11 protein-coding genes are annotated in these 12,625 nt (G+C 40.9%); 6 read left to right on the plus strand and 5 right to left on the minus strand.

Annotated elements, in window-relative coordinates; all coding sequences use genetic code 11:
- The first annotated feature begins 136 nt into the window (after positions 1-136).
- From L1272_RS17355 to L1272_RS17370, 4 genes are all read left to right on the plus strand, one after another.
- Positions 137-1,741: a type I restriction-modification system subunit M gene (locus L1272_RS17355; protein WP_138557679.1), complete on the plus strand. Its 1,605-nt coding sequence runs from the start codon at positions 137-139 to the stop codon at positions 1,739-1,741.
- Positions 1,738-2,958 (plus strand): restriction endonuclease subunit S, encoded by a 1,221-nt coding sequence (locus L1272_RS17360; RefSeq protein ID WP_138557680.1) that lies wholly within the window; start codon positions 1,738-1,740, stop codon positions 2,956-2,958. Before L1272_RS17355 ends, L1272_RS17360 begins: the two co-directional genes overlap by 4 nt.
- Complete coding sequence (locus L1272_RS17365; RefSeq protein WP_235373950.1) at positions 2,958-3,959, plus strand: Fic family protein; 1,002 nt, start codon at positions 2,958-2,960, stop codon at positions 3,957-3,959. Before L1272_RS17360 ends, L1272_RS17365 begins: the two co-directional genes overlap by 1 nt.
- A gap of 67 nt (positions 3,960-4,026) precedes the next feature.
- Positions 4,027-7,140, plus strand: a complete 3,114-nt coding sequence (locus L1272_RS17370; protein ID WP_235373951.1) for an HsdR family type I site-specific deoxyribonuclease — start codon at positions 4,027-4,029, stop codon at positions 7,138-7,140.
- Positions 7,141-7,402: 262 nt separating this feature from the next.
- Here the strand turns inward: L1272_RS17370 and L1272_RS17375 are convergent, their stop codons facing one another.
- On the minus strand, positions 7,403-8,866 hold the full coding sequence (locus tag L1272_RS17375) for an ATPase (RefSeq protein WP_235373952.1): 1,464 nt from the start codon (positions 8,864-8,866) through the stop codon (positions 7,403-7,405).
- A gap of 530 nt (positions 8,867-9,396) precedes the next feature.
- On the opposite strand from L1272_RS17375, the gene L1272_RS17380 reads away from it, so the two are divergent.
- Positions 9,397-10,605 (plus strand): IS256 family transposase, encoded by a 1,209-nt coding sequence (locus L1272_RS17380; protein ID WP_138558798.1) that lies wholly within the window; start codon positions 9,397-9,399, stop codon positions 10,603-10,605.
- Positions 10,606-10,707: 102 nt separating this feature from the next.
- On the opposite strand, the gene L1272_RS17385 is transcribed toward L1272_RS17380, so the two are convergent.
- Genes L1272_RS17385 through radC form a run of 3 tightly spaced genes read right to left on the minus strand, consistent with a single transcriptional unit; the run spans position 10,708 to position 11,601 of the window.
- Positions 10,708-10,947: a DUF2787 family protein gene (locus L1272_RS17385; RefSeq protein ID WP_328250352.1), complete on the minus strand. Its 240-nt coding sequence runs from the start codon at positions 10,945-10,947 to the stop codon at positions 10,708-10,710.
- Positions 10,943-11,113: a hypothetical protein gene (locus tag L1272_RS17390; protein WP_235373953.1), complete on the minus strand. Its 171-nt coding sequence runs from the start codon at positions 11,111-11,113 to the stop codon at positions 10,943-10,945. Before L1272_RS17390 ends, L1272_RS17385 begins: the two co-directional genes overlap by 5 nt.
- 14 nt (positions 11,114-11,127) lie before the next feature.
- The gene (radC, locus tag L1272_RS17395) at positions 11,128-11,601 is read right to left on the minus strand and encodes a RadC family protein (RefSeq protein ID WP_138558797.1); all 474 of its coding nucleotides are present in this window, start codon (positions 11,599-11,601) and stop codon (positions 11,128-11,130) included.
- A gap of 122 nt (positions 11,602-11,723) precedes the next feature.
- On the opposite strand from radC, the gene L1272_RS17400 reads away from it, so the two are divergent.
- A complete protein-coding gene (locus L1272_RS17400) occupies positions 11,724-11,843 on the plus strand; it encodes an AlpA family phage regulatory protein (protein WP_138558796.1) in 120 nt (39 codons plus the stop codon).
- Positions 11,844-11,912: 69 nt separating this feature from the next.
- On the opposite strand, the gene L1272_RS17405 is transcribed toward L1272_RS17400, so the two are convergent.
- Positions 11,913-12,625: LysR substrate-binding domain-containing protein (locus L1272_RS17405; protein WP_235373954.1), on the minus strand; the 713-nt coding region annotated here is incomplete at its 5' end.

A 12,625-nucleotide genomic window follows, 5' to 3' on the forward strand; every position in this document is an offset into this window, starting at 1 on the left:
AAGTAGCAGATTGATTATAGAAAATTTATGGTAGTATAACTTTCATTGAAGGTAAGTGAATTAGAGTCAATGCTGACTCTAATTCACTTACTAAAATGTGCAGATAAAAGATAATATGCCTTAAGGGAATTTATTGATGACAAGTTTACAACAACGTGCCGAACTTCAACGCCAAATATGGGCGATTGCCAACGATGTCCGAGGCTCAGTGGATGGGTGGGATTTTAAGCAATATGTACTAGGTACGCTGTTCTACCGCTTTATCAGTGAAAACTTTGTCAACTACATCACGGGCGGTGACGAGAGCGTTAATTATGCGGCCATGCCTGACGATGATGAAAACATCAAGTTTGCTAAAGAAGATGCCATTAAAACCAAGGGCTATTTTCTTTACCCTAGCCAGTTATTTAGTAATGTGGCGGCTAATGCGCACAAGAATGAAAATTTAAATACGGATTTGGCGGCTATTTTTGCTGCAATCGAAAACTCAGCCAATGGCTATGATTCAGAAAAAGACATCAAAGGCTTGTTTGCGGATTTTGATACGACCAGTAATCGTCTGGGTAATACGGTAGAGGCAAAAAACAAACGCCTAGCCGCTGTGTTGAAAGGTGTGGCAGGTTTAACCTTCGGTAATTTTGAAGAAAACCAAATTGATTTATTCGGTGATGCCTACGAGTTCCTGATTTCAAACTATGCCGCCAATGCGGGTAAATCCGGTGGCGAATTTTTTACCCCTCAGCACGTTTCAAAATTGATCGCGCAGCTCGCCATGCACGGCCAAACCAGTGTGAATAAAATTTATGACCCTGCGGCGGGTTCGGGCTCGTTGCTGTTACAAGCTAAAAAGCACTTTGATGCGCATATCATTGAAGATGGTTTTTTTGGCCAAGAGCTTAACCACACCACCTACAACTTGGCGCGTATGAATATGTTTTTGCACAACATTAACTACGACAAGTTTAATATTCAGTTGGGTGATACCTTAACCGAACCACACTTTTTGGAGGAGAGAAACAATAGAGGTTTCGACGCGATTGTCTCTAACCCGCCTTATTCAGTGAAATGGATTGGTAGCGACGACCCAACCCTAATCAACGACGACCGCTTTGCGCCCGCTGGCGTACTAGCGCCTAAATCAAAAGCCGACTTTGCCTTTGTGCTGCATGCGCTAAGTTATCTTTCACCAAGAGGGCGTGCAGCTATTGTTTGCTTCCCCGGTATTTTTTACCGTGGCGGCGCTGAGCAAAAAATTCGTAAGTTTTTGGTTGATAATAACTATGTTGAAACCGTGATTTCACTGGCACCAAACCTGTTCTTTGGCACCACCATTGCCGTGAATATTTTAGTGCTGTCTAAACACAAAACCGACACTACCACCCAGTTTATTGATGCCAGCGGTTTGTTTAAAAAAGAAACCAATAACAACGTGCTAACGGACAACGACGACGAAAAAAACCTGGGTCATATACAGCAAATCATGAAAGTGTTTGCTAGCAAAGAAAACGTGGATCACTTTGCTAAATCGGTTGATTTGGATGTTATCGCAGACAACAGCTACAACCTGTCGGTAAGCAGTTATGTGGAAGCCGAAGATACTCGCGAGGTCATCGACATTGCCGAGCTTAATGCAGAGCTTAAAACCACCGTTGCTAAAATCGACCAACTTCGCAGTGATATTGACGCCATTGTTTTAGAAATAGAAGGGGCGGAAATTGAAGGTGAGGAGCTTGAAGCATGAGTCATTTGAGCTATTTAGAGAAACTCTTGGATGGGGTTGAGGTGGAGTGGAAGGTGCTCGGTGAAGTCTCCAATGTCTTGCGAGGAAAACGATTAACCAAAAGCCAACTTTCTGAAGAAGCCAAATTTCCTGTTTTTCACGGTGGATTAGAACCACTAGGTTACTATACCGAGTCCAATCGTCCTGCCAACTCCGTGATGATCATCAATGTCGGAGCTTCAGCTGGAACAGTTGGCTATAGCTCGGTTGATTTTTGGTCGTCTGATGGTTGCTTTTGTTTAGAACACAACGAGGCACTAAATAATAGATTTTTGTATTTCGCCTTAATTGGCCACCAAAGCTTGTTGCGCTCTAAGGTTCGGGTTGCAGGTATTCCGACTCTTGATGCTATCGTTATTAACAAGCTGGAAATCCCCATCCCATGCCCAGATAACCCAGAAAAATCGCTGGCAATACAAGCCGAAATTGTTCGTATTCTGGACGCATTTACCGCCATGACCACCGAGCTGACCACCGAGCTGACCACCGAGCTTAACCTACGGAAAAAACAATACAACTACTACCGCGACCAGTTGCTAAGTTTTGAAGAGGGTGACGTTGAGTGGAGGGCTTTGAGTGAAATGGCCGAGTATTCAAAGGCTCGTATTAGTTACACAGAACTAAATGACAGCAATTACGTTGGTGTTGAAAGCTTACTTCAGAATCGAGCTGGTAAAATAGACTCCACTCGAACCCCAGATAGTGGAAATCTTACACAATACAATCCTGATGATATCTTAATAGGGAATATACGTCCCTATTTGAAGAAGATATGGCATGCAGATCGAGTTGGCGGCACGAATGGTGATGTTCTTGTGGTTCACCCTACTGATACAGCTATAAATCCACGATATTTGTATCAAGTTTTAGCTGATGACAAGTTTTTTGAATACAACATGCAACATGCAAAAGGCGCAAAAATGCCACGAGGAAATAAGCCAAAAATCATGGAGTATTTGGTTCCTATTCCATTTGCTAGCAATAGAGAGAAATCTCTTTCGGAACAAGAACGCATCGTTACTATTCTCGACAAATTCGACACATTAACAACTTCGCTGCAAGAAGGTCTGCCCCGCGAAATCGAGCTTCGCCAAAAGCAATACGAGTATTATCGCAACCTGTTGTTGAGCTTCCCTGCTTGTCCGGCAGGCGGGCCGAAACCTGAAGAGGCAGCTTAATGGCCTATCAACCACCTTTTACCATCACCACCGATATTCTTAACTTGGTGGCGAAAATCAGCCAGCAGGTGGGTGAATTAAATGCCAGTCAATTGAATGCCTCGCCGCAATTGCGCAAGCAAAACCGCATTAAAACCATTACCGGCACGCTGGCTATTGAAGGCAATACCTTAACCGAAGAACAGATTACTGCCATTGTTGAAGGTAAGCCTGTGCTGGGAAGCGTGCGCGAGCTGGCCGAGGTAAAAGGTGCCATTGCGGCTTATGACGCACTGCCCACCTTTATAGCTAGCGAGATTTCCGATTTACTCACGGCCCACGGTTTAATGCTGTCAGATATTCTTGTGAATGCGGGTGAGTTTCGTAGTAAAAACGTGGGTATCCATAAAGGGGGTGTGGTGCACCACGTTGCGCCGCCTGCCCATCAAGTATCCGGTTTAATGGCGGATTTAATCCAATGGCTCAAGCAAACAAATGATCACCCATTGATCGCCAGTTGTGTATTTCATTACGAATTCGAGTTTATTCACCCCTTTGCCGATGGTAACGGTCGTATGGGGCGGTTATGGCAAACGCTGATTTTGTCCAAGTGGCATCCGTTATTTTTATCTTTACCGCTAGAAAGTGTGATTAAGGACCATCAGCAAGCGTATTATCACGCCCTTGAGCAGGCCGATAACCAAGCGGATAGCACGCCGTTTATTCATTTTATGTTGTCGGTTATTCAGCAAACACTCGCACAAAACGCCTCTGTAAACGCCCCTCTAAGGGAGGGTGAAAACGCCCCTGTAAATACTCCTGTCAATTTAACGGGACTTAAAACACCGGAGGCTATTTTAGCATTGCTCAGTAATACGCCCGAGCTGACTCGGCAACAACTCGCCGATACCTTGAATAAAGACGTGAGAACCATTGGCCGTGCCATTAGCAAGCTGCAAAAAGAAGGTAAATTAACCCGAATAGGCTCAGATAAAACCGGCCACTGGCAAGTAACAGAATAATGCGATGCTGTGGCTATTTCCATTTTGGAAAACACCACTGCTAACCAAAAGAAAAGGATGTAAACGAATGACGACGTATAAAGCGGTGGCAGAATCCAATAATTTTATTGTTTTAGATAAATACACCAAAGAGTGGAAAGTCGCTGAAAATTTTCAAAGCGAAGCCGATTTGGAACGTGAGCTGATTCAAGACCTAAGCAACCAGGGCTATGAGTATGTGCCTGCGCTAACCACGCCAGATGCCATGATGGCGAATGTGCGCAAGCAGCTACAAGCACTAAATAAGGTCCAGTTTACCGATGCCGAGTGGGCTCGCTTTTGCGAGCAATACCTAAACACACCGAGCGACAATATTCTTGATAAAACCCGCAAGGTGCACAGTGACTATATTTTCGATTTTGTCTTTGATGATGGTCATATAGAAAACATCTACCTGTTCGACAAGAAGACCATTGCTCGTAACAAAGTGCAGGTGATTAAGCAGTTTGAGCAAACGGGAAGCCATGCCAACCGTTACGATGTGACGATTTTGGTCAATGGTTTGCCTTTGGTGCAAATTGAACTTAAAAAGCGTGGTGTGGCGATCCGTGAGGCATTTAATCAAATACATCGCTACAGCAAAGAAAGCTTTAATAGCGAGAACTCGTTGTACAAGTTCTTGCAGCTGTTTGTGATCTCTAATGGCACCGACACGCGCTATTTTGCCAACACGACAAAGCGTGACAAAAACAGCTTCGACTTTACGATGAACTGGGCCAAATCTGACAATACGCTGATCAAGGATTTAAAAGACTTTACGGCGACTTTTTTCCAGAAAGAGACCCTGCTTGAAGTGATCTTGCGTTACTCTGTGTTTGACGTAAGCAATACCTTACTTGTAATGCGCCCCTACCAGATTGCCGCTACAGAGCGCATTTTATGGAAGATTAAGAGCGCATTTAACACTAAAAATTGGAGCAACACCGAGAGTGGCGGATACATTTGGCACACTACCGGTTCAGGCAAAACACTAACCAGCTTTAAAGCGGCACGTTTGGCCACCGATTTAGACTGTATAGATAAAGTCTTCTTTGTGGTGGACCGAAAAGACCTCGACTATCAGACGATGAAAGAGTATCAGCGCTTCTCACCTGATAGTGTGAACGGTTCAGACAGTACCGCAGGGCTTAAGAGTAACCTGGATAAAGACGATAACAAGATTGTCGTCACCACAATCCAAAAGCTCAACAACTTAATCAAAAGTGAAAGCGATTTAGCAATCTACAACAAGCAAGTGGTTTTTATTTTTGATGAGTGTCATCGAAGCCAGTTCGGTGAAGCGCAGAAAAACCTGAAGAAGAAATTCAAAAAGTACTACCAGTTTGGCTTTACCGGTACGCCAATTTTCCCTGAAAACGCCTTGGGCGCAGAAACCACTGGTAGCGTGTTTGGCCAGCAGTTGCACACGTATGTGATCACCGATGCCATTCGTGATGAAAAAGTACTCAAGTTTAAAGTGGACTATAACGATGTTCGTCCGCAATTTAAGAGCATTGAGACTGAGCAGGATGATAAGAAGCTTAGTGCGGCGGAGAATAAGAAAGCCTTCTTACATCCAATGCGCATTGGTGAAATCTCGCAGTATATTCTGAGCCATTTTAACCAGAAAACACATCGAGCCTATTCTGGCGCCAAAGGGTTTAACGCCATGTTTGCGGTCAGTAGTGTTGATGCGGCGAAAGCCTACTATGAAACCTTCAAAACATTGCATGCCGAGGCTGAGAATGGACCTACAAGTAAACCTCTGCGCATTGCAACTATCTTCTCATTTGCTGCCAATGAAGAGCAGGACGCCATTGGTGATATTTTAGATGAGAGTTTTGAAGTCAGTGCCATGAACAGCAGCGCAAAAGAGTTTTTGAGCGCCGCGATTAAAGATTACAACGCCATGTTTAAATCTAACTATGGCGTGGACAGTAATGGCTTTCAGAACTACTACCGTGACCTTGCTCAGCGCGTGAAGAATCAAGAAATAGATCTGCTCATAGTGGTGGGGATGTTTTTAACGGGCTTTGATGCGCCTACGCTTAACACCTTGTTTGTTGATAAGAATTTGCGCTATCACGGCTTGATGCAGGCATTTTCTCGCACTAACCGCATTTATGATGCGACGAAGACCTTTGGCAATATTGTTACCTTCCGTGATTTGGAACAGGCAACCATTGATGCAATCACCTTGTTTGGTGACAAAAACACCAAAAACGTGGTGTTGGAGAAGAGCTACAAAGAATACATGGAAGGCTTTAACGATATTGCTACTGGCCAAGCGCGTCGAGGTTTTGTTGATATCGTAAAAGAGCTGCAAGAACGCTTTCCAAACCCAGAAAATATTGAAAAAGAACAAGATAAAAAAGAATTTGCCAAACTGTTTGGTGAATACCTAAAAGCAGAAAATATTTTACAAAACTACGATGAGTTTGCTGGATTAAAAGCGTTGCAAAGCTTAGATACCAGTGATGAACAAGCTGTTGAAGAGTTCAAGTCAAAGTACTATCTGGACGATGCTGACATCGAGGCAATGCAAACCATCGATATGCCAAGTGAGCGTGCTATTCAAGATTATCGCTCTACTTACAACGATACCCGTGACTGGTTGCGACGCGATAAAGAAGGTCAGGACAAAGATAAGTCAACGGTAGACTGGGACGATGTGGTCTTTGAAGTTGATTTGCTTAAATCTCAAGAAATTAACCTCGATTATATTCTTGAACTGATTTTTGATCACAACAAAAAGAACAAGAGCAAAGAGGGCTTGATAGAAGAAGTTCGCCGTATGATCCGCGGTAGCCTTGGCAATAGAGCGAAAGAAAGCTTGGTGGTTGATTTTATTAACCAGACAAACCTAGATGAGATCAATGACAAAGCCAGCATTATCGACGCTTTCTTCAAATTCGCCCAGGCGGAGCAGAAGCGCGAAGCCGATGCCATTATTGCCTCTGAAAAGCTCAATATCGATGCTGCCAAACGCTATATTGCGTCATCACTCAAACGTGAGTACGCCTCTGAAAATGGCACTGCACTGAATGAGGCGCTGCCCAAACTTAGCCCATTAAACCCACAGTACCGAACCCAGAAGCAAACGGTGTTTCAGAAAATTGCCGCTTTTGTTGAAAAATTCAAAGGTGTGGGTGGGCAGATATAAAAATGACGATCTATTTTAGTGCCGCTCGCTTGCTCGATGATATAGATTTTACAGAATCTATTCTTTTGGTGAGTAGCACTTTAGTGATACTAAGTAAGAAATTACCGCTTTTAAGTTCAACTGAACTGGTTTAATTGAGCCGGACAGGACTGGTTGAACTTAAAAGCACAAACAGCTTAAGAATATTTTAAAGGGAAGCGTATAGCTTCCCTTTTATGCCGTGCTTTGGCTAGGCTTTGAATATCAGATTAACTTACTTAGGTTATTCTTCGAAGAACTGATTACTTTGCGGATCTTTGTAAAAATACTTCAATTTTAAGTTTACATGTTTTTTAATTTCATTGAACCATGTTAACTCGTCAGTGAGTGGATAATTACCACCAACAACCCATATTTCACTACAATCTTCCGTGTTTGGATATAAAGCATATCGAAGTAACTGTCCTATCGCGGCTTCAATATCCTCTTTGGCATTTGATTTAAATTTTAGCTCAGCAATTAAAGTTGTGTTTGTTTCTTTACTTTTTAAAACTACATCACGAATGTGAGCTCGCCCTAGATCTTCGCTTTGACTTGAAATCGCATAGTGGCAATATTCAGAGTTATGCAACCACTGGATAAATTGCCTCTCTAACTCCGCTTCTCTAAATTGTATCTCTATAGACTCAACTTGCTTCCTAATAGCTGTTTTTAGAGTTATGTCACTTTCTCTCGATGCTAAATCGCTTAAGTGTTTTTCTTTGTAAATTACCCAGAGTACTATATTGATAAGTAACTCATCATATTCATGGTTTAAATTATTGCGTATGAATTCTTTTAGCTTGATATTAGCGCTGAACCAGTTTGAATATTTATATTTAAACCCCCAATTCTGAGTGAAATATGAGCATATATATTCAAATGCATCTTTTGTAACAGTAGTGGAAAAATGTTGAGGAGCAGCGACCGCAAAAACACGATTGAGTAGTGCTTTATGTAAGTCTTTTACTTTGCCATCGTCTTTCAGCTTTTGTAAGTCTTCTACACATTCTTGGTAAGTGACTAAAGATTGGCTATTAATTATTTTTTTAGTAATATTCTTTAAAGTACTTTTAGATAATTCAAATTCCTCTTTAGATAATGCTCCCTGCTTTAAGCTTGAGATATAATTGTCTCGACTATACCAAAGATCCCGTAATAGCTGATCGCTTATATCGGTTTCGTTTTTAGCGCTTAATACAGTGCTAACAATTTTTTGATAACTTATGTACCAATCATTACGATCAATTTGGTATGAAGCAATCATAGCACTGAAAAAACTATCAAGATGCGGTGTTTCTGTATTAGTGTAATCCGTAGGGATATGCGGTAAGCGGGAGATATTGTATTCAGTTACAAAATTACTTAAAAGTTCTAGCTCGTTAAGCTCAGAAATTCTCTTTTCAGTAAGCTTACCCCTAACGGACGATAAAACTAAAGAACTGATGTTGTGATTAAACTTATACTCAATACCGTTACTGGTGAATCGAAAAGCAATATAAATTCCAATAGCGCGACTAGCATCATATTCTCTTCTGCCTACACAGACTTCCCATTTATTAGATGTAGGATCACGAAAATAAATATCTAAACTCTTCTGATTATAAAGTTCCAACAACTTAAAGAAGGCAGGAGATACATCATCACTCCAACTTACGGAGTATTTTTTGTAGCTAGGGTGATCTTTTATAGATGCTATAAGCGTCATATTAAGTTCCTTCTATTATGATTGAAAGAAGTTGCATAATTTATAGTACATAAATTACGTTGGTTTTTTTACTCTTTTTATTTTTAGAAGCATTAAGCCTCTCTTCTGTAGTAAACTTATTTATTATTACGAAAAGTACAAAAGCATAGTTTTACTTTTAGTACCCATGTTAGTACCCATAGACTGCAGTCTTTTAATAAAGGTTTTAAAAATCAAATGAGTAGAGCAGGAATACAGTGGTTCCCTGGTCCAATAAATACATCTGCTTTTGAGCCTGTAATTTTAGCTACCAACAAATGAGCTAAATACTGTTTCGAATAATATGGTAGTACGTGATATGTGGGTAGATTCAAACTTGTTAATTTTTAAAGATAGAAGTTCATAGTGTTGGGCTTTGCTTTAAACGGAAAAATACTGCGCGAGCTATTCTTAAAGAGATCGGCTTAAAATAAATTTTTTAACGAGACTGTAACTAATTTTGTGTAATTGCCTATCTCAAATTACCCTATAGAAGGGTTAAGGATAGGCATATGAATAAGAAAGAACTTGAAGCTTTCGCAAGGGAAGCCGCCAAAGGGATTAAAACCCCTGAGGACCTAAACGAATTTAGCCAGATGCTCAAGAAAATCACCGTTGAAGCGGCACTAAATGCAGAGATGGATGAGCATCTAGGTTATGAGAAGCACCATAAATCAACTTCTACAAACAGTCGCAACGGTAAAAGTACTAAACGAGTTAAAACTGAAGATGGTGAATTTGAACTCGATACTCCTCGTGACCGTGAAGGCTCCTTTGAGCCAAAGTTGGTCAAAAAGAACCAAACCCGCTTTACGTCCATGGACGATAAAATCCTTTGGCTTTACGCGCAGGGTATGAGTACCCGTGAAATCGTCAGTGCATTTGATGAATGGTATGGTGCTGAGATATCGCCTACGCTGGTGTCTCGTGTCACAAACGCGGTTATTGAGCAGGTAATTGAATGGCAATCTCGACCTTTAGACGCTATTTACCCTATTGTTTACCTAGACTGTATCGTCGTTAAAGTTCGCCAAGATAAACGGGTTATCAACAAGTCCATTTTTCTGGCATTGGGAATAAATACCGAAGGCCATAAAGAGTTGATGGGAATGTGGATTTCTGAGAATGAAGGTGCCAAATTCTGGTTAAATGTGCTGACCGAACTTCAGCAGCGTGGTGTAGAAGACATCCTTATAGCGTGTGTTGATGGCCTAAAAGGCTTTCCTGATGCAATCAATACAGTCTTCCCTACCAACATTCAACTGTGTATTGTGCATATGGTGCGAAATTCATTGAAGTATGTTTCATGGAAAGACTACAAGGCCGTTACAGCAGACCTCAAGCGCGTTTATCGCTCAGCTACAGAAGATGAAGCCTTACTTGAATTAGAGCGCTTCGGTGATGCCTGGGATAGCCAGTATCCGCAGATTACAAAATCATGGCGCAACCATTGGCAAAATCTAAATACGCTTTTTAATTATCCTGAGGATATTCGAATGGCAATCTACACAACCAATGCGATAGAGTCGCTTAACAGTGTGATTAGGAAAGCGATTAAGAAGCGAAAAATCTTCCCGAGTGATGACTCAGCAAGAAAGATGGTTTACCTTGCGATTAAAGATGCCAGTAAAAAATGGACAATGCCCATTCAAAACTGGCGTCAGGCGATGAGTCGATTTATCATCGAGTTCGAGGAACGCCTCGAAAGACATATTAACTAAGTGGCAGTTACACAGAATCTGTTACAGGGTCCTCTAGTAGATAACTTTTTAATTTAACCGTATCTAGATCTTTAATTGCCTGAACTTCAGACATACTCCCTCCTAGTCACAAGTTATTGATACCTGATAACAGCCAGTGCGGTAATACTCAATAAAGTTTGAAACAAATAAAGTAAAAAGTTCCTTAGCTTCATGCTGATTCAACCAACCGACAAGCAAATGAAAAACTTGCTTGCTAGAAAAGCAAATATCAATTTCTTTAACCAATTCAGGGTAAACATTTTCCTGGTAAGAAAAATTAGTAATATATGCGAACTTCCAATTGTTAGTATGCTTTCTAATCGCACTTCAACTGGATGATAGGCCCGTATTCAGGATCTTTAAAGTTGAACGTTAACGACTTCGCTTTGTCACTATAACAGTCACTTAACGCAATCTCCTTACTAACTATTTCAATAAAAGTGTTTGGCACTTTTAAACCTTTTATTTGCTCTATTTTGATTGCCATTACTCAGTCTCCTTTTAAATTAAGCCATGCTTAGCAAATGAATAACTTTTTTCACCGATTATGATGTGATCAAGAACAGAGACATCTATTAGATTTAATGCATCGCGCAGCTTGTTGGTGATTAATTTGTCTGCTTGGGATGGTGTAGCAACACCAGAAGGATGGTTATGAGACAAAATGACTGAAGCTGCATTTAACGACAAAACTTCTTTTACAACTTCTCGAGGATAAACGCTCGCCGCATTAATGGTTCCCCTAAAAAGCTCTTTAAAAGCGATAACTCGATTTTGACTATCTAAAAACATTACCGCGAACACTTCGTACTCATGTAATGCCAACTTATGTCTCAGGTAGCTTTCGCAATCGTTCGGGCAATTTAATACACCATCACGAAACTGCTTCTGAGCAATAATGTATGCTGCTGCCTCAAGAATTTGTTCATTATCTACAGGATGCTGAAACTCATACAAAGGTTTTTTCTCTTGCATTTTTTGTCTCCATTGTGGTGAATGCAAGTAGATTATGTATGGCTATAAAATTTTAGTTTTAGGGCATAAAAAAATACGAACTCCGGAAAAGTTATGTACTAATAACTAACCGGAGAAAATCCATGCGTTTAATCAAATTAAAAGAAGTTTTACACATGACAGGCCTAAGCCGTGCAACTGTATACCGTTTTATGGCTGCTGGTGGATTCCCTATGAAAGTTGAGCTAGGTGGTGGCAACTAACAAAACTAAACGGACGCTGACAGCTACTTCTAAGTAGCTAGTATTCACCTTCAACTCTAATTTAAATAGCTAAGCTGATTCCAGTTCATAACACTGCTGTTTAAGCCAACGACCTAATTTCATAATATCAGGTTGCCTAGCTCGTGTTTCCTTATAGACAAAATAGAAGTTATCTCCGGTATTAAGCTCGTGCATAGGTATGCGCACAAGACTTTGCTGGCGATCCTGATCATCCATCATGTAATTATTAATGAGGGTAATTCCCAAATTATATCGAGCCGCTTCAGCAGCAAGTAAGACATGACTAAATTGATTAATTTTGACGTCTTTGGGTAATTCAAATTTACCACTCATACACCAACGTAACCAGTCGTCACCAAGACTTTCATTTGTATCTGAGTATTGTACTGATAATAACGGGTGTTGCCATAATGAATCAGGTAGAGGCTTATTTCTTAACTGCTGCCAAAGCTTTTTTCCACACACGGGATAAAGTTTTTCAGTAAACATGAATTGATTGACAAAGTTACGTTCCGGTGGATTCACTGAAATAAAACAATCCGCAAATTGGTCATTATAATCCGGTTGATCCCCGACCATATTTAAAGTTATTTCTATTTCTGGGTGCTGATTTCTAAAATCTTCTAACTTCGGTATCAACCAGTTCACCGCCACAGAGCTATATAAAGCCAAACGAAGATTGCCTGATTTCCCGTGACGTATCATTTGACTGGCATTTGATAGATTTCCTAATGAGTTAGTCACTTCTTCAAAGTAACGTT

The sequence above is a fragment of the Pseudoalteromonas sp. PAST1 genome, assembly GCF_021532515.1.
Taxonomy (GTDB): domain Bacteria; phylum Pseudomonadota; class Gammaproteobacteria; order Enterobacterales; family Alteromonadaceae; genus Pseudoalteromonas; species Pseudoalteromonas simplex.